Here is a 21,105-nt window from a genome sequence, read left to right as displayed (position 1 = left end):
ATCAACGTATGGCTTTTTATCTCATTTAAATTTTTCTTCTTAATCCAGACGAAGCCATGTTTGACTGCGGCCCAGTGCAGAGATACCGATGTAACCACGTAAGGTAAGACGTTTTCCGTTCGCATTCAGCCGAACTTTGGCATCATAAATTTTGCCTGCTAAAGGATCGATGACACGGCCTTTCTCATAGTTATTGGTGCCTTCTACATGCTTTAATCCGGTGAGTACATCCATACCTAAAATGGGTTGATTGGTATAGGGTGCAGGACATTTGTTGCAAGATTTTTGAGGTGTATAACCTGGACGAGGGGTTACTTTTACAATTTTACCCGCATAGGTATCATTCGCATCTTTACGAATTTCAATAATTGCTTTAGGTGAACCGGTTTTGTCATCAATTTGTTGCCATGTGCCCGATAGATCTTGTGCCAATACATTCCCACTAAAAATTAAACTGGCAAGAGCAGCAAGTAAGATATTCTTTTTCATATAATTTCCTGCGGTTGTAGTGAATAATTTTTTTAATCTATAAAATCATATTATAAGTGTTTGTAAATTAGTCAATATAGCGTGTCATCAAAATGAAAAATAATGTGATTTATTTGTATATCAGTGAATAAAAAAGCCACATAGTGTGGCTTTTTGTCATATTTAGTCGTTTCTAATCCAGGTTTGAGTTCGACCCAAAGCCGAAATTCCTACGTACCCGCGTAATATAAGGCGTTTCCCGTTGGGTGTCATTCGTCCTTTCAAGCCATATATTCTCCCTGTTAAAGGGTCAAGTACACGACCATTTGCATAATTATTTCCATTGACATGGTGTAATCCTTTAAAAACTTCTAAGCCTAATATAGGTTGATTGGTATAAGGGGGTGGACATTGGAAACATGTTTCTCGGGGGGTATACCCTGGGCGTGGCGTTACTTTGATAATTTTTCCGGAATATGATCCATCGCTTTGTTTTTGAATTTCAATCAGTGCTTTAGGTGAACCTGTTTTATCATCAATTTGTATCCATGTACCCATTATCTCTTGAGCAAAAACTGAAAAACTGCTGAATAGTGCTAAAAAAAATGTAGTAGTGATTGCTATTTTTTTCATAAGATTTCCTCATCTATATAAGTCAACCATCCTGATGACTTATTTAAAGTGGGGGAAGCAATACGAAATTGAGCAGTTCTTTAGGATAAAATTTTTAAGTGCTCATTCGTACCATGCTCCCCATCTATGCTGACCTGTAATCTGCATAATTTAATCTTGTTTAATCCATGTCTGGCTACGACCAAGTGCGGACACCCCGACATAACCGCGTAGCGTGAGACGTTTACCATTCGAGCTTAACTTTGCTTTGCCGCTATAGATTTTACCGTTAAGCGGATCAAGAACTTTGGCATTGATAAACTGATTATCACCGCTAGGTTTTAATCCCGTTAAAATATCTAAGCCTAAGATGGGTTTATCGGTATAAGGTGCTGGACAATTGACACAGGTTTCTTTAGGTGTATAACCCGGTCGAGGAGTGACTTTTATAATTTTCGCGGTATAAGTCCCATTGCTTTCTTGGCGCATTTCAAGAATTGCTTTTGCCGAGCCTGTTTTATCGTCAATGGTTTTCCAGGTTCCGGTAAGATCGTTTGCCAATAGATTCCCACTAAAAACTACACTAACAAAAGCAGCAAAAAATATATTTTTCTTCATATCAATTCCTGTGAGTGTGGAAAATTTTTTTCTTATCTTTATAGAGATATAGTTGTAGGTTATAAATTAGTCAATATAGTGGGTCATGAAAATGAAGAATAATGTGAATTATTTAAAAAACAGTGAATAAAAAAGCCACATAGTACGGCTTTTTGTCATATTTAGTCGTTTCTAATCCAGGTCTGGCTGCGTCCTAAAGCAGAAACACCGACATAACCACGCAGGGTCAAACGTTTTCCATTGGCACTTAATTTTGCTTTCATACTGTAAATATTGCCTGTTAAAGGATCAATAATTTTACCGCCGGTATAAGTAGAATTCCCTGCATGTTTTAAACCCTTCAAAACATCCATACCAAGAATAGGTTGATTGGTATAAGGTGCAGGGCATTTCACACAGATTTCTTTGGGAGTATAGCCAGGACGCGGAGTCACTTTAACTACTTTTGCGGTAAAAGAGCCATTATTTTCCTGACGAATTTCAAGAATGGCTTTTGATGAACCTGTTTTGTCATCAATATTTTTCCAAGTCCCACTGAGATCATTTGCAAAAGCAACACTGGTCAATGAAGAGAAAACCAGAGTCGCTAAAATTTTCATGTGATTCATTACCAAATTCCTTTTAATGAATTAAGAAAATAACATTGTCCAACAGTATATTTTTTAACAATATAAATCAACATTAATGCTTTATTAATCACATTTTTTGCAAATAAAGTATAAACGTTGGCAGCCAAATAGCGGTAAATACAGCATTTACAGCCATGCCAAATGCAGCATAGCGTCCTGCCACGCTGCCTCTTTGCCATGCCTGTGCTGTTCCAATAGCATGTGCAGCCAGACCTAAAGCCAGACCCGAAGCTCGTTCATCGTTAATATGACGCAGGATCAATGGAGAAAAGGCTGCTCCAATCACGCCAGATAAAATCACAATAAGAATGACCATACTCATAGGTGCATGGAGCAGGGTGGCAATATTAATGGCAATCGGTGTGGTCACGGCACGAGTAGCAAATGCCATGATGCTTGAATCGGTCATATGCAATAAATAGGCAAGTCCCATCGGTAGTGCGACCGCACTGATACTGGCAAAAATCAGAATTCCGAGCATGGCTTTCAGCGGCAAATCATCATAACGCATGGCAGCTAGGGGAATGGCCAATGCAACGGTGACATAGCCCAAAAGACGATTAAAAAGTGGATTGACTTGTGCCATATAAGATTCATAACGAATCCCGAATATAAACAACAGTCCAATAATCAAAAACATCCCAATCACAATGACCGGAACTTGTGGCAGGCGTTTATTAACAGGTTTTGCGACAAGATAGGCGATCAGCGTGATCATAAAACCGGAGAGTACTGCGAACATATAATTTCCCTATAACCAGCGCTTGGACATTTTTGCATAGATCCAGAGTGGGATCAGCGTACTGATAAACATCACCAGCAGAAAAGCCGGTATTTCTTTTCCCATCTGGGTCAGCATAATCAGTGAGCCAGCACTAATTGGTAAAAAGGCAAAGGCACTTTCTTTCATGATCTTGTTATTGGTATCGACTAAACGGTTTGGTAATTTATTGAAATTTCTCCAGATAAATAAAGTCAGCAATAGGCTGATCAAGCCCACCAGATTACCCAGTTCAGGATGATGAAATTGTGTGGTTAACCATACGGCTCCTTCACGGAAGCAGATGATTAATGCCACAGTGCCAATCCAGGCTGGCCAGTCGATTGTTTTTATCCAGTCCATTTTTACCAACAATTATAATTACACTTGTCACGTTTTAACCGATTTATCTTTTTATTTCAAATTCCTCAAGCGGCCGTTTAAATTGTGCAGCCTTGTGCCCCAGAATTTCATCTATGGGCAAATGCGCCTGTTTAATCAGCTGCTCAAGCTTTTGCGGTGCCATGATCACGAGCAAATGCAGATTACCGACATCATCATAATTTTCAGATTGAATGACATTCAATGCATAGAGTTGGGTGCGCAATTTACCATAGGCAGGCTTTAACATCAGCTCGAAGCTTTGAATTTGCCCCATCAGACATTCTTGTACCGCTTGACGTAGCAGGTTTAAACCCTGGCCAGAGTGTGCCGATACATACACTCGATCGGGCATGTGCGGTTTGGCATAGACAATTTTGGCATCTTCACCGCTGACATCAATTTTGTTGTAGACGCGAAGTACTGGCACATTGGCACCAATTTCCTTGAGTACCGATTCTACTGCTTCAATCTGTTCCAGCATATCGGGGCTGCTGGAATCAATCACATGCAGCAGCAATGTAGCTTCCAGCGTTTCTTCCAAAGTTGCCTTAAAGGATTCGACTAAAGAATGCGAGAGATTACGCACAAAACCCACTGTATCCGCCAGAACCAAACGTCCGATACCATCCCATTCCAAACGGCGCAGTGTGGGGTCCAATGTTGCAAACAGCTGATCTGCCGCGTAAACATCGCTCTTGGCCAGAATATTAAACAGAGTGGATTTTCCGGCATTGGTATAACCGACTAAAGAGACGGTCGGTACAGCGGCTTTTTGACGTGCAACACGACCTTGCATACGGGTTTGGCGGACTTTCTCCAGTTTGGTTTTGAGTTGTCCCATGCGAATACGCAGTAAGCGGCGGTCTGTTTCAAGCAGGGTTTCACCCGGGCCACGTAAGCCAATCCCGCCTTTTTGACTGTCGAGATTACTGCGGCTACGCACTAGACGTGAGGAGAGGTGCTGTAACTGTGCCAATTCGACTTGTAACTTGCCTTCATAGGTGCGTGCACGTTGTGCAAAAATATCTAAAATCAGTTCGGTACGATCCGCCACACGGCACTGCATGATTTTTTCTAAATTACGGGCTTGAGCTGGTGTCAGAGAATGATCGAAAATAACCAGGCTGGCTTCAAGCTCTTGTACCAGCGCGGCAATTTCTTCTGCCTTGCCAGAGCCGATAAACAGTTTGGGATCAGGTTTTATGCGTTGAGCGGTAATATGATCTAAAATTTCAGCACCGGCAGATTCGGCCAGTAAACGAAATTCTTCTGCATCAAGGTCATCTAACAGCTGTACCGATACACTCACTAAGATTGTTCGTTCACCACCCTGATGTTGCTCAAAATATTCCACTAACGATGATCTCTACTGCGTTAAAATTTTATTTTAGTAGAAAAAGCTCAGGGAGAGGGAAAAATAGCGAAAACTTGGCAAAGCATCGTAACAAGATATTCAGTCTATAAAGTGTTTTATGAGGGGATATTTAAGAGGGCGTGATGAAAAGCAGCAAATAATGGATGTTTATATGAGTCTTGTTTTTAATTTTCAGAGCAGGATTTAATCGGTTTATTTGTGATAAAAATAAATGATTTATTGCCTGTATTTGCTGATTTTACAAAGCGAATCGCGGATTTGGGTTTTTATGATCAATGCAAGTTTAAAATGAACAGTATAGAATGGCAGAAAATAAATGATTAAACGCGGTAGCTGGTAATTAGTGATCAATCTATGACTCAATCCTCTGTAACTGAAAGTTCATCGTTAAATGGCGTGGCTAAATTTTTCTTATATAGCAAAAAGTTATTGGCTGGTTTAGCGGCAATTATTCAAGGATTTTATCTGGTTTTTCGCCACCGTTTATATAAAGACCCGAATAATCCGTGTAATACACGATATGTGCAGCATTTTTGCCGCCAGTTATGTAAGGTATTTAACCTTGAAATTCAGGTACATGGGGTAATTCCGCGCGAACCGGCGCTGTGGGTGAGTAATCATATTTCCTGGCTGGATGTTGCGGTATTAGGTTCGGGCGCCCGGGTGTTTTTTTTAGCCAAAGCTGAAATTGAAAAATGGCCTTTATTTGGAAAACTGGCGAAAGGCGGTGGTACATTATTTATTAAACGTGGTTCTGGTGATTCGATTAAAATTAAAGAGCAAATCACCACATTTTTAAAACAGGATATTCCGGTATTATTTTTTCCAGAAGCCACCACTTCGGATGGGAGTAAAATTAAAAAAATCTATGGCCGTATTTTAGCTGCAGCCATTGAAGCAAATCGTTCGGTGCAAATTTGCTTGATTTGTTATGTGAATCAGGATGGACAACTGGATACGGTAGCGCCGTTCGTGGGAGATATAAGCTTTACCGATCATGTCAAAAAAGTGCTGGAAATGCCTAAAGTCACCGCACATTTAATGGCATTGCCGGCGATTTCTGTGCAAGGGCATAGTATTGAAAGCTTAACTCAGGAAGTACACATGCAAATGATCGAAGGTTTGGCACGGTTACAGCAAAAAGTACTTAAGACGTCACCTTCAACACTTTTAGCCAGGCAGTCATGAAGGCTTACATAAAGCCTTCTACCGGTAACCAGGAAATCATTTTAACCCCCGCTTTTTGCCACCATTTCATCTTGGGTTCTTTCTGATAAGTTTTAATGCTGCCATCGTGACGTTTAATTTGCCAGTTGATTTTATTGTTGGCATCTAGCACCAGTTTGTAGGCATATTTAGACAGGTTCTGATCCATGGTGAAGTGGACCGCTTTGGCCAGGTTCGGGCTGTCCAGTAATACTCCAATTTCTGTATTTAAATAGGCAGAACGCGGGTCAAAATTAAAAGAACCAATAAAAACCTGTTTTTCATCAATTGCCATCAGTTTGGCATGCAGGCTGGAACGGCTTAAACCTTTGATGCTGACTTTGGCTTTTTCTGCAATTTCCTTGGTATTGGCATTCAAATTTTCAGTTTCCGGAACAGACAGAAACTCGTAAAGCTGAACATTATTCTGGAGTAAATCCTTGCGATATTTGCCATAGAAAGCATGCACCAAAGCTACGTCATTGGCTTTGAAGGAATTGGTGAGTACCCGGACGTTAATATTGTTCTGGGCCAGATCACTCAGCATCTTTTCGCCTTTTTTTTCCGGGACAAAATAAGCTGAAATAATATCGACACTGTGTTCGGGTTTTTCTAAACGATTAATCAGCTGAAAATTCAGATGTTGTTCTTTTTTGGCCTTTGCCCGGATTTTACTCGGTGAATCACTGACAACTTCTGCTTTGACCCAGTCAAATTGAATACTGTTATTAAGCCAGTTTTCAAAAGCATGCGATCGGGTGGCTAAATCGAGATAATTCTGTACGGTAATGTTTTGCGAGTGTTCCTCAAGTTGTTTTTTCAGGCTTTCAAAACGCAGGGAATAATGTCTTGGATTGACAATTTGCTTGACTGGAAATGCGTAATCATCATTCCAGTATTCATCAAAGGAATGAATGATTTCATCGGATGCAGAGCCGACCAGCATCACATCGACATCGGAAAACTGATAATAGTCACTGACGTTATAATACTGGTTACTCATATTGCGACCGCCAATTAATGCAATCTGGTTGTCGGCAATAAAGCTTTTATTATGCATGCGACGGTTAATGCGTTTTAAATCCAGTACCATGTCCATGGCACGGTAATGTCTAAAACGGTAAGGATTATAGAGGCGAACATCAATATTTTGATGCTGATCAAGGGCCAGATAAATGCCTTCCATCTTTTTGGCATTGTTGTCATCCATCAATAAACGGACCTTTACGCCTCGGTCAGCTGCTTTAATGATGGAGTGCAGGGCCAGCGCTCCAATTTTATCGTTGTCCCAAATGTAGTATTGTAAATCTAAAGTTTCTTCTGCTTTATCAATTAAATGGATACGTGCGGCCAAAGCTTCAAGCGGGTCGTATAAAACATGATAACCGGTAAGATTGGGGTTTTGCTCCCTTAAGGGCAAAATGATTTTAGCCAGTGAGGTATGTTCAGTTTTGGTATCAAATGAATATTCAATTGGCTGTGGTATTTGTTTGGGAAGGGTAGAACATGCCGGAATCCCGAGTAGCAAACTACAACTTAATAATACTGTGGTTTTGTAGCTAGTCGCGCTACGTGATTTACCACTGTTTAAGTGTGTAAGCTGATGAGAGGATCGCGTCATAGGGTGTAAACAATACCAAAAATTGGTTTGAGTATAATTGTCAGCTGTGAAAAGATAAATATCAGAATAGATGAATGATGTAATATCATCGTAATCATTAGAGAAGGTAGTATGTGGGATTCGCACTTAGTTGCTTTTTATTTTTATATCAGTTTCGCTGTACTCGCGGTGTGGGGCATCGCACAGGCGTGGTTAAGCCAGACGCGGACAGAAACCATTCATCCATTTAAAGCCTTTGTACACTTATTGGCCTTTTATTTATCTTATTTACTTTTCCCTTTATTTTTCTTTAGCCTGTTTGCTGGCTGGAGTGGTTATTACTCTATTCATCAAGCCGTGTTCATTTTCTTGCTAAGCTGTGTGCTGATTTATGCACGCTTTATTGAACCTCAGCATGTCATGGTTAAAACCCTGCAATACCAGCTCAATCCGGAACAAAACCTGCAGCGCCCGGTCAAACTGGCTTTGATTGCCGATTTACATATTGGATTGTTTTCCGGGCATGAACGTCAGCTGAAAATTATTGTCGATAAAATTAATCAGCAGAATCCTGATTTGGTGGTGGTTGCAGGGGACTGGACCTATGAACCTGAAAACAAACTGGCCGATGAACTGGCCATTTTGCAAAACATCAATGCACCAGTGTATTCTGTAAACGGCAATCATGATGAACAGTATCCCGGGCCGCCGATTCTAAACCTGTTGCGGCATGCGTTAAAAGTCAATAACGTGATTGATATTGAAGGCCAGATTGTTGAATTTGATGAGTTTAGATTGCTCGGTGTCGGTGATTTATGGGCCGGAAAAACCGATATGCGTTATATGCCGGATTTGCCGCAAGACAAACCCTGGGTGATTTTGTCGCATAACCCCGATACGGTGGATATGGTACCGCAATTACCGACACGTCCTCTTATGCTTTCGGGGCATACCCATGGCGGACAGGTGGAACTGCCTTGGCTGACCAATTACATCATGAAAAAAGTATCCATTCTTGGACATAAAAAAGGTTTGTATCAGCATGAAAATGCAGATGTCTTTGTGACGGTAGGCACAGGCATGGTCGGGGTGCCATTTCGTTTTCGCGTACCGCCCACCATTGACATTATTGAGCTGATTTAAACTATCTTAATGGGTTGTCCTCTATTCGGCATGCGATAGAATAATAGCCATGAATAAAACAACAATGAGGAGAAGCAGATGTCTTTTTCGCAGGAAGTGGGACAGTTTTTTGATTTAACTGCTGCGCAATCATCACAGCTTGAAATGGGTCTGATGGCTTTACAACACGCCTTTTTGCAAGCTGAAAGTGATGTAGTCAATACACCCGCATTTGCCAGCAGATTTTATCAAAAGTTTCAGCAGCTGATTGGTGATTTGGGCTTTAATGACAACAATGTGGAAGCTTTACTGGATCACTTATATGGAACGGAAAAATACCGCCAACTGGTGAGCTCCATTATTTCGAGTTATTACACTTCGGGTGGTGAGCGAAGCAAGTTTGAAGAAATCTATCAACAAATTCTAAGTGATGAGCAAGTGTAAAGGCATAAAAAAACCAGCGTGATGACGCTGGTTTTTTTATTCTGATGACATTAAACCTGATTGTTTACGTCATCATTTTTGGTTTCACGGATTGCTAAGAACGCAAGCAGTGAAAGAATAGAAGCAGCTGTTAGGTAATAACCTACCGCATATAAACCATAAGTGGTTGCAAGTTTAGTTGCGATTAATGGAGCGAATGAAGCACCAAAAATACCTGCAAGGTTAAAGGTCAATGCTGAACCGGTATAACGTACTGAAGTCGGGAAAATTTCAGACAGTACAGTACCAATCGGGCCATAAGTTAAGCCCATGATCGCTAAACCAGTACATAAGAATAAGAACACAACTAAGGTGCTGCCGGATTCAAGCATGCTTGAGAACACCAGGCCAAACAATGCTGAAACAATACATACGCCAATTGAAGTGGCTTTGCGACCAAATTTTTCTGCAAAAACGGCAGAAAGTGGAATGAATGCAGCAAAGCATAATGTGGCAACCAGTTGCAGTTCCAGAAATTCAGAACGTGTGTAACCGAGTTTAGTGGTACCCCAATTTAAGGCGAACACTGTGGTCAAGTAGAACACCACGAAGGTACAGATGGCAGCGATGGTACCTAGAATCAGCATTCCCCAGTGTTTGGTCAACACCTCTTTAAAAGGAATATTTACTTCTTTCTGCTTGTCCAATACTTTCTGGAATGCTGGCGTTTCATGGAGTTTCAGGCGAATCCATAAACCCATAATCACCAGTAAAGCACTTGAGATAAACGGAATACGCCAGCCCCATTGCATAAAGTCCTGTTCAGACATCACTGCGCCAAGGGTAATGAAAGAACCTGTGGCCAAGATAAAGCCGATCGGTGCCCCGAGTTGCGGGAACATACCGTACCAGGCACGTTTACCTTCTGGTGCATTTTCAGTTGCAAGAAGAACAGCACCACTCCATTCACCACCTAAGCCCAGACCTTGACCTAAACGGCAAAGTGCAAGCAATAAGGGTGCAGCAAGACCCACTTGTGCATAAGTTGGCAGTAAACCGATACAGACGGTCGAAACACCCATGGTGAGTAAGGCTGCGACCAAGGTTGCTTTACGACCAATCCGGTCACCCAAATGTCCAAACAAGGCAGCACCAATAGGACGCGCAATGAAGGCAATCGCAAAGGTTGCTAAAGACTGAATGGTTGCAGTGGTTGGATCTGTGCTTGCTGGAAAGAACAGATGCGGGAAAATAATCACTGCAGCTGTAGCGTAAATATAAAAATCGAAGAACTCGATTGTTGTACCTACAAGACTCGCAGTAAGAACGCGGAATTTTGAATTAGTTGCAACTTCTTCTGAAGCAGCAATAGAATCTGATGACGCCATGGATGACCTTACACTTACTAAAAATAAAAAAAGCTTAGTTTTAAAAGCGTAATCTTTTTAAAAAAGGCGTAATTTCTTAAAAAAACAACGAAGAACCTTCTCTATTCAACTTGCTCAGGGTCACTGAAATGTAGAATGAGAGGGTTAAATCACGTAAAGATAGATAGACAGAAAATGTGATCCTGCACCTATCAGTACAAAAATATGCCAGATAGCGTGGGTATATCTTACTCTTTTTAAAGCATAAAACAATGCACCAACGGTGTAAGAAAGCCCGCCAACGATCAAATAGGTTAAAGCCTGGGCACTTAAAAAGCGTTGCATATCATCCATGACCAGTAAAGCCAGCCATCCCATGACCAAATAGGCGATCAGTGAAATTTTCTGGAAACGATGAATGAAAACTAACTTGAATAGTGTACCAATGACTGCAATCACCCATAATGCAATTAAAAGATACTGAGCTTTTGCTGTGGGGATGGCGATCGATAAGAAGGGTGTATAGGTGCCTGCAATCAGATAATAAATAGCAGTATGGTCTAATTTTTTATACCAGCCGCGACGTTGTGGCGATTCGGCATAATGGTACAGGCTGGATGCAGAAAAGAGTAAAATCATACTCAGCGCATAAACACACAAGCCGATAAATTGCCCGAGCGGTAAATCGCTGCCTTTGATCAGCATAAAAATACTGGCAATAAGCGCCAGTAGTGCGCCAAGTGCATGACTGATCGCATTAATTTTTTCTTCGTGTGGATCATAAGCCTGCAGTTGAGAAGTGGTCATTATTTATTTTCTATAATTAAAAATACACTTGTATAGTAATGCAATTTTACCTTTAAAGTAAGAAGTTTTAAACTGATGGCTTAATTTATTCGAGTGATTTGTATGTCTCAACCGGCTTCTCCTTTTATTCAGGAACAAAAATTCTTAGATGCTTTTCAGCAAGCCATTGAAACACATAGTTTTGATCGAATGATTATTAGCCAGTATAAAGGTGAACTAGAGCATTTGGAAAAAATAACTTTGCGAGTTATTTCATTACAAAATCAGCCTGTGCTTAGTTGTCTGTATCGTTATAAGACTCAAGATGTTACTAAAAATTACCCTTTAGCCGAAGCCGTGTCATTGGTGCAGTTACTGTTGGAGCAATCGAAACAGGCCAATTTGTTTACCATGAGTGAAGAACTGCAACTGAAAAAAAACAAGAAGAAAGCCATGCTGAGCAGCAGCAAAAAGGCAAGCGCGACAGTGAATTCTGCAGAAACCCAGCAAGGTCATGACCGTGCCAAGCATCGCTATGTCGATCAGGACAGTTATTTTTTACAGCCGCTGGGTATTACGGATGCTAAAGCACAGATTATTCCGAGCATGGCACGTAAGTGGAAACAGATTAATAAATTTGTGGAAATCTTCTCTGGCGCTTTGGATCAGATGAGCAAGCAAGATCATGCCTTACGTGTGGTGGATTTTGGTTCGGGGAAGGGTTATCTGACTTTTGCCCTATATGATTATCTGGCCAAACAGGGAGAGTTGCCTTTTGTAACTGGGGTAGAGTTAAATCCGAAAATGGTAGAGTTTTGCCAGCAGGTTGCGACCGTATCGGATTTTAAACAGCTGGATTTTTTCCAGGGTGATGTCCGTACCTATCAACCGGAACATCTGGATGTGATGATTGCACTGCATGCCTGTGATGTGGCAACCGATTTTGCCATTCATACCGGTATCCGCTTGAATGCCCAAATGATTATGTGTGCGCCGTGTTGTCACAAAGAATTGCGTCCACAGCTGAAAAGTCCTGACGTGCTGAAACCGATGTTGCAATTTGGCATTCATGCCGGACAACAAGCCGAAATGCTGACTGATACCATTCGAGCTTTATTGCTTAAAGCATATGGTTATGAAACCAAGGTATTTGAATTTGTGGCGCTGGAGCACACCAGTAAAAATAAAATGATTCTGGCAACCAAACGCAAAGATTATAGCGAACCTGACAAGCAGGTTTTGGCGCAGATTCAAGCCTTAAAAGAGATGTATGGCATTCACAAACACTCGCTGGAATTGCTGCTGAATGATCAGTGGGATCAGCAGGATATTGGCTGTAAGTGCTAATTTAAGAGATGAATAAAGCGGTGCTAAAACCGCTTTTTTGGAAGTTGTTTTTTTATGACACAATTGACGATACGTTCAGGTAGTTGGGATGAGTTGCAACAGGATGCCAAATTCATTCGTGAGCAGGTATTTATTCAGGAACAAAATATTCCTGTTGTAGATGAATGGGATGATCAGGATGATATATCGCAGCATTTTGTCATCTATGATCAAGCTCAGCCTGTTGCGACTGGACGGTTATTGCAAAATAACAGTGTCGGACGAGTCGCCGTGCTGAAATCACATCGTGGTTTAGGCATGGGTAAAATGATCATGCTACACATGATTGAGCAGGCTAAAAAACAAAAGCGTGAATTTTTAAAACTTTCCTCACAAGTGCATGCCATGCCATTTTATGCAGGGCTGGGCTTTATTGCCGAAGGTGATGAATATCTGGATTGCGGCATTGCGCATATTGATATGTATTTAAAGCTGGATTAATCAAGGAAATTATTCAATTAGATGTAAAAAAGCGAGATATGAAATCTCGCTTTTTTATGCGTTCAGCTTAGTGCCCGTGTGTGCTACTTGCTTCTGAATCCATTTTGTCCATATTGGCATGTTCTTGTTCGGTCATATTCATTTCAGCTGCAGTAGGTTCAGAAGCCGAAGGCTGCTGCGGGTGTGCAGTCTGCGTCTGATTACGTTTTTGACTTGGCATGTAGTCTGGTTCGTTGCTCACGGCAAGATAAAAGATGCCCATAAATAATGCACCTAAAATACACACAATAATAACGGCTTTCCAACCCCAAGGTGATTTTTCAGGAGAAGAGTTATTTGTCATAAAGGGCTACCCACTGGATAAATAAAAAATTTAAAACTTATGTAACTTTATAACATAAAAGCCAGCAAAAGCAGATGAGATTCTGCCGTTTAAAAAATCAGCATGTTCCAAGGTAAAAAAAGAGAAGCGTTTCGCTTCTCTTTTTCGCAAGATGAAATTTAAATTTTTTCACCTTGGGCAATCTTGTCTTTCAAGAGCTGCGGTGCCTTAAAGCGTTCGCCATATTTAGCTTCAAGCGTATTGGCACGGAGCAGGGTTTTTTCCAGACCGTATTGATTTAAAAATTGCAAAGCACCACCGGTCCAAGGGGCAAAACCAATTCCGAAAATCGAGCCGACATTACCATCGACTGTCGATTCCAGTACACCTTCCTCCAAACAGCGTAAAGTATCCAGCGATTGTACAAACAGGAAGCGGTCAATCATTTCCTGTTCAGAAATATCCGTGTCTTTTTGCCATTTTTTCAGGCCATCCCAAAGATGCTTTTTGTCACCTTCCGGATAATCATAGAAACCTGCACCGGCAGCCTTACCTTTGCGGTTAAATTCGTGAATCATGGTCTGAATTACCTCATCCACGCCTGAGTGAGGCAGCTCTTTGCCTTCGGCTTGTAATGCCTTTCGCGCTTCATTGGCGACATGTTCAGATAAGGTTAAAGACACTTCATCCTGAATAGCAAGAGGCCCAACAGGCATACCCGCTTTCAGTGCAGCCATTTCAATTTTTGCAGGATGCACCCCTTCAGCCAGCAGGCGCAGACCTTCCTGAACAAATGTGCCAAACACACGGCTGGTAAAGAAACCGCGGCTGTCATTCACCACAATCGGAGTTTTGCCAATTTGCTGCACAAAATCATAGGCCTTGGCCAAGGTTTCGCTGGATGTATTTTGCCCTTTGATGATTTCAACCAGCTGCATTTTATCAACCGGACTAAAGAAATGCAGGCCAATAAAATTCTCCGCATTTTTAGAAGCCAGAGCCAGTTCTGTGATAGGCAAGGTTGAGGTATTGGATGCCATCACACCACCATTGACCAGATAGTTTTCCGCTTCCTGAGTCACTTTGGCTTTCAGCTCAGAATTTTCAAAAACGGCTTCAATAATCAGGTCACAGCCTTGTAAGTCTGCTGCATCCGCCGTTGCCTGAATCAGTGCTAAAACCTGATCTCTTTTCTCAGTGCTTAAACGACCCTGTGAGACTTTCTTGTCTAAAAGCTTTTGGCTATAGGCTTTGCCTTTTTCAGCAGCCTCTAGAGAGACATCTTTTAGAATCACTTGAATACTTTTACTTGCCGTGGCATAGGCAATGCCTGCGCCCATCATACCGGCACCCAAAACTCCGACTTTAGTGGCCTTCCATTTGGCAATCTCTTTAGGACGACTGGCACCTGATTTAATCGCATTCAGTCCGTGCCAGAAAGTACCGATCATGTTTTTGGAAATCTGACCTGTGGCGAGATAGGTAAAGTAACGCGATTCAATGGTCAGTGCAGTATCGACATCGACCTGAGCACCTTCTACCGCTGCCGCCATAATGGCTTCAGGTGCAGGGTAACAGCCTTTGGTCTTGTCACGCAGCATGGCAGGGGCAATCGCCAGCATTTGTGCCACGGCTGGTGAAGATGGTGTACCGCCTGGAATTTTGTAGCCTTTCACATCGAAAGGTTGCACAGACTTCGGATTGGCTTTCACCCAGGCAATGGCTTTGTCTAAAAGTTCCTGTTCTGAATCTACTGTGTCGTAAATCAGTCCTAACGATTTGGCTTTCTCGACACCAAACTGTTTGCCTTCCATCAGCAAAGGAAGTGCATTTTGCAAACCAAGTAACCGTACCATGCGCACAATGCCGCCACCGCCTGGTAACAAACCAAGCGTCACTTCAGGCAGGCCGAATTTGGCTTTGGCATCATTTAAAGCAATACGATGATGACAGCACAATGCCAGTTCCCAGCCGCCACCGAGTGCGGTGCCATTCAAGGCTGCAACAACTGGAATGCCACGGGTTTCGATATAACGCAGCTTGGCTTTCATATCTTCAATCATGTTGAAGAACTCGGTGGCATGTTCAGGTGTAGCCTGAATCAGCTCATCCAGATCACCGCCAGCAAAGAAGGTCTTTTTTGCGGAACGGAAAATAATGCCTGCAATATTGTCATCGGCTTTTAGCTTTTCTACAGTTTCGGCTAAAGCTTCACGAAAATCTGCATTCATGGTATTGGCAGACTGGTTTGGAGAATCTAAGGTTAAAATGACGATATTGTCGGCATTTTTTTCAAATTGAATTGCGCTCATTTTTCTTCTCCTTATACCAATTCAATAATCGTTGCGATGCCCATACCACCACCGACACACAGTGTTGCCAGACCACGTTTTTTACCTTGACGTTCTAATTCATCCAAAAGTGTGCCCAAAATCATTGCACCTGTTGCACCCAGTGGATGTCCCATTGCAATTGCACCGCCGTTGACATTGACCTTGGCTGGATTAACATTGAGTTCAGTAATGAAACGCATCACCACCGCTGCAAAGGCTTCATTCACTTCAAACAGGTCGATGTCATCAATGGTTAAACCTGCTTTTTCCAAGGCTTTACGTGCAGCCGGAGCAGGGCCGGTCAACATGATGGTTGGATCAGTGCCAACCAGTGCTGTAGACAATACTTTGGCACGTGGTTTTAAGCCTTGTTCTCGTACCGCCTTTTCAGAAGCCACCAGAACCACCGCAGCACCATCGACGATGCCTGATGAATTACCTGCGTGATGTACATGGTTCACAGCACCTACTTCTGGATATTTTTGCAGGGCAATAGCATCAAAACCCATTTGACCCATCATGGCGAAGCTTGGATTCAGTTTGCCCAAGCTTTCTGCTGTGGTGGTCGGTTTGATGAATTCGTCTTTATCCAAAATCACCACACCGGCTTTATCTTTTACCGACACAACTGATTTGTCGAAATAGCCATTGGCTTGTGCGGCAGCGGCCTTCTTTTGTGACTGCTCTGCAAAAGTATCTACATTGGCACGGCTGTATCCATCAATGGTAGCAATCAGGTCGGCACCAATGCCTTGCGGAATAAAATCACAAGCCATATTGGTTTCAGGATCCAGCGCCCAGGGTCCGCCATCTGAACCCATCGGGACACGGGACATCGATTCGACACCACCAGCAACCACAATATCTTCCCAGCCTGAGCGAACTTTTTGCGCAGCCAGATTCACGGCTTCCAGGCCCGATGCACAAAAACGGTTGATCTGTACCCCGGCTACATCATTATCCCAGCCCGCTGCAATGGCAGCCGTTTTGGCAATGTCGGCCCCTTGATCACCAATTGGCGTGACACAGCCTAGGACAATGTCATCGACTTTAGAGGTATCGAGTTGATGACGGTCTTTTAATTCATTCAGCAATGTGGTGAGTAGGGTGATTGGTTTCACCTCATACAGTGAACCATCTTTTTTTCCTTTTCCGCGTGGTGTGCGAATGGCATCAATGATATAAGCCTCGCTCATGGCATTTCCCTTTTATGACTTTAAAATTTTTATACTTTTTTGAGTGTAATGATTAATTTTCGAAGTGCAATGACGAGAACGGATCAGGTCAGATGATGTTTTTGGTCAATAAAAAAAGCCCAGATCGAAATCTGGGCATAGAGAGAAACTGAAAAGAGTTAGTGGATGATCAGTGATAACCATGCAACTGACGATATAAACCTGGAGTTACGCCAGTCCATTTTTTGAAGGCACGGTGGAAGGTACTGGTTTCACTGAAACCGACCTGCTGCGCGACATCTTCCAGGGTCAGACCGGGATTAAGCAACAGGTGAATGGCCGCATCACGGCGCAAGGCATCTTTCACGCCCTGATAGCTTTTGCCTTCTGCAGCAAGACGGCGACGCAAAGTTTGCGGAGATAGATATAACATTGATGCCACATCATTCAAGGTTGGCATTTCCTCACCAATCTGGCTCTTCAAGACGTCACGAATACGTGAAGTCAGCGAGTTGGTATTTTTGAATTTAACCAGCAACTGTGCAGGCGCTGCTTTGAGGAATTCTTCCAAAGTTTCTTCATTTTGACGAATTGGAAGGTCCAGATAGTCTGCGGCAAAGGTAATTTCAGTCCGTGGTGCATCGAACTGCATCACCGGAGCAAAGAACAGGGCATCATATTCATCGGCATGGTTCGGGCGAGGGTAGCCAAAATGAACGCGTTCAAGCGGAATGCGGCGTTCAATCAGCCAGGAAGCCAAACCATGCCAGATCATCAACATGCTTTCGGTAATGAAATGATCGGGATCCATACTTTTTGGAATAAGCGGAACCAGACGGGCTTCATGTTTGTCACGTTCCAGAACGACCGACCAATCATCACCAAACAGTTTGTAAAACTGAGAAGAAAGTTCAAGCGCATCGCCTAGCGTTTTTGCATGAATAATCAACTGACACATAATGGCGAAACTGCCCAGACGGCGTGGCTGGATATCAAAGCCGACATGCTCGTCCTGAGTCACCATCCACAGCATTTGAATAAATCGGGTGTATTGTTCAGGTGAAATACGGGCTTTGGGTTGACGTAATAATTCAGCTTCAATGCCCACATGTGACAATAAAGTCTCAACGTCCATACCCAGACGTTTTACGCCGGTAAGAGCTGCATTGACAAAGTGGATACTAATGGTATCGCGACTCATATTAAATGCTTCAGTCTCTTTCTCTTTATTCACTTCTAATTGACCTAATTTTATATTCACTTTTGGTTGACCTAAATGACGCTAAAAAATGTTTGCTTGGCTATTTACAATAGTTATTTTACCTTATTTACATCTTAAATTGCCGAAATGATCAAGGTAAATGGCTGAACATGACATTGTTTTGTTGCTTTTATATTTCTAGTATGGGTAGAAAATCAACTAAAAACGAGAAAAATGGAATATGACAACATCTTTACAAGGATTAAAAGTACTTGATTTCTCCACTTTACTTCCTGGTCCATTTGCCACTTTGTATCTGGCAGACCTCGGTGCAGAAGTAATCCATATTGAATCGCCTACGCGACCGGACCTGATTCGGCTGTTTCCGCCTTATGCCAATGGTCAGGCAACTGCGCACAGTTATCTCAATCGCAATAAGCAGTCGATTGCCTTGGATTTAAAAGATCCGCACAACATTGAACTGATTAAACAGAAGATTGTCGACTACGATATTGTAGTCGAGCAGTTTAGGCCAGGGGTGATGCAACGTCTGGGTCTGGATTATGCCACGCTTGCAGCGCTGAACCCCCGACTGATTTATTGCTCTATTACTGGCTATGGTCAGACCGGAAGTTATAAAGATAAAGCCGGACATGACATTAACTATTTGGCTTTGTCCGGAATTGCGGGACATAGCGGGCGGCAAGCGGGTGGACCACCGGCATTGGGGATTCAGGTCGCCGATGTGGCTGGAGGTTCCTTACATGCCGTGATTGGGATTTTGGCCGCCGTGGTTGAGCGTGAGCAAAGTGGTTTGGGACAATATATTGATATTTCGATGACGGATTGTGTAACCACTTTAAACAATATGGCTGCGGCTGCAATACTGGCAGGAAAGACCAAACAATTTCCGGAACAGTCGCATTTAAATGGCGGCAGCTTTTATGACTATTATCAGACTCAGGATGGTCGTTATTTATCGATTGGGAGTTTAGAGCCACAGTTTATGTCTGGTTTGGCACAAATTTTGGATCTTCCTTTACTGCGTGAAAAAGGCGCTTCATTTGACCTGGCGGATCAGCAAGCGGTGAAACAGGCGATTCAGGACAAAATTAAATCCAGAACTTTTGCAGAATGGAACCTGATCTTTGCTGATCAGGATGTGTGTGTAGAACCGGTTTTAACTTTGGATGAAGCCTTAGATTCCACTTTGTCACAACAGCGGCAATGGAAAGTTGAAGTACCGCTGGATCAAGACAGTCAACAGACAGAAACACAGCTGGCCTGTCCAATTAAATTCTCTCGCTCCAAGACAAAATATCTATATGTCGGGCAGCGGTTAGGCACTGGTAACTGGTAGCTTTAAGGGGTATTAAAAATATTAACATTGAAAAACAATGTATTCACAATTTGCGCCCAATGTTAAATACAAAACAGGAGTAGCATCAATATTAGAAAAAAATAATATAAAGGTGAGCAGCTGTGAAGAAGTTATGGAGCACGTTCGGTGTCAGTGTGTGCCTGATCTCTTTAAGCGGTGCATTACACAGTGCAAATGCAGCCGATGCATTTGATTCACAAAGCCAGTGGATGTTCGGTGACTGGAACGGTCAACGTACAGCATTACAGCAAAAAGGGTATGATTTCAGTCTGGATTATACTGGTGAAGTGGCGACTCTACTGGACTCAGACCATCATTCCAGTCATGGCACTGAATATGCAGATCAGTTTGCAATCGGTGTCCACTTCGATTTAAACAAAATTCTAGGTTGGCAAGACACTGAAGCTCAAATAACCGTGACTGAGCGTAATGGCCGTAATTTATCGAATACTTCAGATGCGTTAAATGGTCATCTCAGTTCGGTGCAGGAAGTTTGGGGCCGTGGTCAAACCTGGCATTTAACAGACTTCTGGATCAAGAAAAAATTCCTGCAGCAAAAATTGGATATCAAAGTGGGGCGCTTTGGTGAAGGTGAAGACTTTAACAGCTTTGACTGCGATTTCCAGAATCTGGCGCTTTGTGGCTCGCAAGTCGGGAACTGGGTTGGTGATCAGTGGTACAACTGGCCAGTGAGTCAATGGGCAGCACGGGTCAAATATAACCTCACTCCAGAAGTGTATGCCCAAGTTGGGGCTTATGAATATAACCCTGAAAACCTTGAGAGAGGCAAAGGCTTTAATTTAAGTACTGATGGTTCTCATGGTGCAATCATTCCTGCTGAAGTGGTTTGGACACCGAAACTCGGTGCGGCAAGACTTCCGGGTGAATACCGTGCCGGTTATTACTACAGCACAGCGGATGCTGCAGAAATTAAAGATGCATCTCGAACTGACCACAAACAAGGCGGCTGGGTTGTCGCCAAACAGCAATTGACCGCACATAAAGGTGATGTATCTCGTGGCCTGAGTGGTTTTGTAAACTTAACTGTACATGATAGTGACACAAACACAGTCAGTGACATGCAGAATATTGGTTTGGTTTATAAAGGTTTAATGGACTCTCGTCCTCAGGATGAGATCGCGGTTGGTGTCGCCCGTATCAATATTAATGATGATGTCAATGATGCGAACATCACTAATAATCGTGTAGATGTTCGTGGCCTACAGAGCGAAGAATACGATGCCGAAATTTATTACGGTATTCATGCAACCAACTGGCTAACCATCCGACCCAATGTGCAATATATCCATCATGTCGGCGCATATAAAAATGGCGAAAATGCCTGGGTGGGCGGTATTAAGCTACAAACAGCATTCTAGTTTCTAGCTGATCCCTTATCTTCCCAATAAAGCAGTGCTTTATTCCCGCTCAGGTATTGAATATCCAAAAACTACAAAAAAAGGTGCTCGTATTTCACTATCAATATGAGCTTTAAAAGAATCCTAAAAACAGGTGG

The 21,105-nt window shown here is 42.5% G+C and carries 21 protein-coding genes; 7 read left to right on the top strand and 14 right to left on the bottom strand.

The features are described from left to right. Positions 1 to 39: 39 nt before the first annotated feature. The 7 genes from ACE01R_RS12045 to hflX all read right to left on the bottom strand — a co-directional run bounded on the left by ACE01R_RS12045 (position 40) and on the right by hflX (position 4,825). Positions 40 to 489: a DUF2147 domain-containing protein gene (locus ACE01R_RS12045; protein WP_395551448.1), complete on the bottom strand. Its 450-nt coding sequence runs from the start codon at positions 487 to 489 to the stop codon at positions 40 to 42. Between the two features lie 162 nt (positions 490 to 651). Beyond that, on the bottom strand, positions 652 to 1,101 hold the full coding sequence (locus ACE01R_RS12040) for a DUF2147 domain-containing protein (protein WP_395551447.1): 450 nt from the start codon (positions 1,099 to 1,101) through the stop codon (positions 652 to 654). Positions 1,102 to 1,251: 150 nt separating this feature from the next. Next, positions 1,252 to 1,698 (bottom strand): DUF2147 domain-containing protein, encoded by a 447-nt coding sequence (locus tag ACE01R_RS12035; RefSeq protein WP_395551446.1) that lies wholly within the window; start codon positions 1,696 to 1,698, stop codon positions 1,252 to 1,254. 161 nt (positions 1,699 to 1,859) lie between these two features. Continuing rightward, positions 1,860 to 2,306, bottom strand: coding sequence for a DUF2147 domain-containing protein (locus ACE01R_RS12030; protein ID WP_395551445.1), 447 nt, complete (start codon positions 2,304 to 2,306; stop codon positions 1,860 to 1,862). Positions 2,307 to 2,394: 88 nt separating this feature from the next. Then, a complete protein-coding gene (locus tag ACE01R_RS12025; RefSeq protein ID WP_395551444.1) occupies positions 2,395 to 3,069 on the bottom strand; it encodes an LrgB family protein in 675 nt (224 codons plus the stop codon). Between the two features lie 9 nt (positions 3,070 to 3,078). Further along, positions 3,079 to 3,450 (bottom strand): hypothetical protein, encoded by a 372-nt coding sequence (locus tag ACE01R_RS12020; protein WP_395551443.1) that lies wholly within the window; start codon positions 3,448 to 3,450, stop codon positions 3,079 to 3,081. Positions 3,451 to 3,493: 43 nt separating this feature from the next. Continuing rightward, the gene (gene hflX, locus ACE01R_RS12015; protein ID WP_395551442.1) at positions 3,494 to 4,825 is read right to left on the bottom strand and encodes a ribosome rescue GTPase HflX; all 1,332 of its coding nucleotides are present in this window, start codon (positions 4,823 to 4,825) and stop codon (positions 3,494 to 3,496) included. A gap of 375 nt (positions 4,826 to 5,200) precedes the next feature. Here hflX and ACE01R_RS12010 point away from each other — a divergent pair, with 375 nt between their 5' ends. Next, positions 5,201 to 6,034, top strand: coding sequence for a lysophospholipid acyltransferase family protein (locus tag ACE01R_RS12010; protein ID WP_395551441.1), 834 nt, complete (start codon positions 5,201 to 5,203; stop codon positions 6,032 to 6,034). A 4-nt stretch (positions 6,035 to 6,038) separates the two neighbouring features. On the opposite strand, the gene ACE01R_RS12005 is transcribed toward ACE01R_RS12010, so the two are convergent. After that, positions 6,039 to 7,673: a phospholipase D family protein gene (locus ACE01R_RS12005; protein WP_395551440.1), complete on the bottom strand. Its 1,635-nt coding sequence runs from the start codon at positions 7,671 to 7,673 to the stop codon at positions 6,039 to 6,041. Positions 7,674 to 7,784: 111 nt separating this feature from the next. Here ACE01R_RS12005 and ACE01R_RS12000 point away from each other — a divergent pair, with 111 nt between their 5' ends. Together ACE01R_RS12000 and ACE01R_RS11995 are read left to right on the top strand one after the other, a co-directional pair. Continuing rightward, complete coding sequence (locus ACE01R_RS12000; protein ID WP_395551439.1) at positions 7,785 to 8,795, top strand: metallophosphoesterase; 1,011 nt, start codon at positions 7,785 to 7,787, stop codon at positions 8,793 to 8,795. 78 nt (positions 8,796 to 8,873) lie between these two features. After that, positions 8,874 to 9,218: a hypothetical protein gene (locus ACE01R_RS11995; protein WP_395551438.1), complete on the top strand. Its 345-nt coding sequence runs from the start codon at positions 8,874 to 8,876 to the stop codon at positions 9,216 to 9,218. A gap of 50 nt (positions 9,219 to 9,268) precedes the next feature. On the opposite strand, the gene ACE01R_RS11990 is transcribed toward ACE01R_RS11995, so the two are convergent. Beyond that, positions 9,269 to 10,585, bottom strand: a complete 1,317-nt coding sequence (locus ACE01R_RS11990) for an MFS transporter (protein ID WP_395551437.1) — start codon at positions 10,583 to 10,585, stop codon at positions 9,269 to 9,271. Between the two features lie 144 nt (positions 10,586 to 10,729). Beyond that, positions 10,730 to 11,371, bottom strand: coding sequence for a hemolysin III family protein (locus ACE01R_RS11985; RefSeq protein WP_395551436.1), 642 nt, complete (start codon positions 11,369 to 11,371; stop codon positions 10,730 to 10,732). A 102-nt stretch (positions 11,372 to 11,473) separates the two neighbouring features. Here ACE01R_RS11985 and ACE01R_RS11980 point away from each other — a divergent pair, with 102 nt between their 5' ends. Together ACE01R_RS11980 and ACE01R_RS11975 are read left to right on the top strand one after the other, a co-directional pair. Beyond that, positions 11,474 to 12,697 (top strand): class I SAM-dependent methyltransferase, encoded by a 1,224-nt coding sequence (locus tag ACE01R_RS11980; protein ID WP_395551435.1) that lies wholly within the window; start codon positions 11,474 to 11,476, stop codon positions 12,695 to 12,697. 54 nt (positions 12,698 to 12,751) lie between these two features. After that, complete coding sequence (locus tag ACE01R_RS11975; protein ID WP_395551434.1) at positions 12,752 to 13,177, top strand: GNAT family N-acetyltransferase; 426 nt, start codon at positions 12,752 to 12,754, stop codon at positions 13,175 to 13,177. 67 nt (positions 13,178 to 13,244) lie between these two features. Here ACE01R_RS11975 and ACE01R_RS11970 read toward each other — a convergent pair whose 3' ends face one another. From ACE01R_RS11970 to ACE01R_RS11955, 4 genes are all read right to left on the bottom strand, one after another. Then, positions 13,245 to 13,520: a hypothetical protein gene (locus tag ACE01R_RS11970; RefSeq protein ID WP_395551433.1), complete on the bottom strand. Its 276-nt coding sequence runs from the start codon at positions 13,518 to 13,520 to the stop codon at positions 13,245 to 13,247. 158 nt (positions 13,521 to 13,678) lie between these two features. Continuing rightward, positions 13,679 to 15,811, bottom strand: a complete 2,133-nt coding sequence (locus tag ACE01R_RS11965) for a 3-hydroxyacyl-CoA dehydrogenase NAD-binding domain-containing protein (protein WP_395551432.1) — start codon at positions 15,809 to 15,811, stop codon at positions 13,679 to 13,681. A gap of 11 nt (positions 15,812 to 15,822) precedes the next feature. Beyond that, positions 15,823 to 17,028 (bottom strand): acetyl-CoA C-acetyltransferase, encoded by a 1,206-nt coding sequence (locus ACE01R_RS11960; RefSeq protein ID WP_395551431.1) that lies wholly within the window; start codon positions 17,026 to 17,028, stop codon positions 15,823 to 15,825. 169 nt (positions 17,029 to 17,197) lie between these two features. Continuing rightward, positions 17,198 to 18,208: an AraC family transcriptional regulator gene (locus tag ACE01R_RS11955; RefSeq protein ID WP_395551461.1), complete on the bottom strand. Its 1,011-nt coding sequence runs from the start codon at positions 18,206 to 18,208 to the stop codon at positions 17,198 to 17,200. 241 nt (positions 18,209 to 18,449) lie between these two features. Between ACE01R_RS11955 and ACE01R_RS11950 the strand changes: the two genes are divergently transcribed. Together ACE01R_RS11950 and ACE01R_RS11945 are read left to right on the top strand one after the other, a co-directional pair. Next, positions 18,450 to 19,568 carry a CaiB/BaiF CoA transferase family protein gene (locus ACE01R_RS11950; protein WP_395551430.1) on the top strand — a complete coding sequence of 373 codons (1,119 nt, stop codon included), beginning with the start codon at positions 18,450 to 18,452 and terminating at the stop codon, positions 19,566 to 19,568. A gap of 155 nt (positions 19,569 to 19,723) precedes the next feature. Then, positions 19,724 to 20,968 carry a carbohydrate porin gene (locus tag ACE01R_RS11945; RefSeq protein WP_395551460.1) on the top strand — a complete coding sequence of 415 codons (1,245 nt, stop codon included), beginning with the start codon at positions 19,724 to 19,726 and terminating at the stop codon, positions 20,966 to 20,968. The last annotated feature ends 137 nt before the right edge of the window (positions 20,969 to 21,105 follow it).

Source organism: Acinetobacter sp. BSP-28 (assembly GCF_044130285.1).
Classification (GTDB): Bacteria; Pseudomonadota; Gammaproteobacteria; order Pseudomonadales; family Moraxellaceae; genus Acinetobacter.
This window is presented reverse-complemented; position numbering and strand designations above follow the sequence as displayed.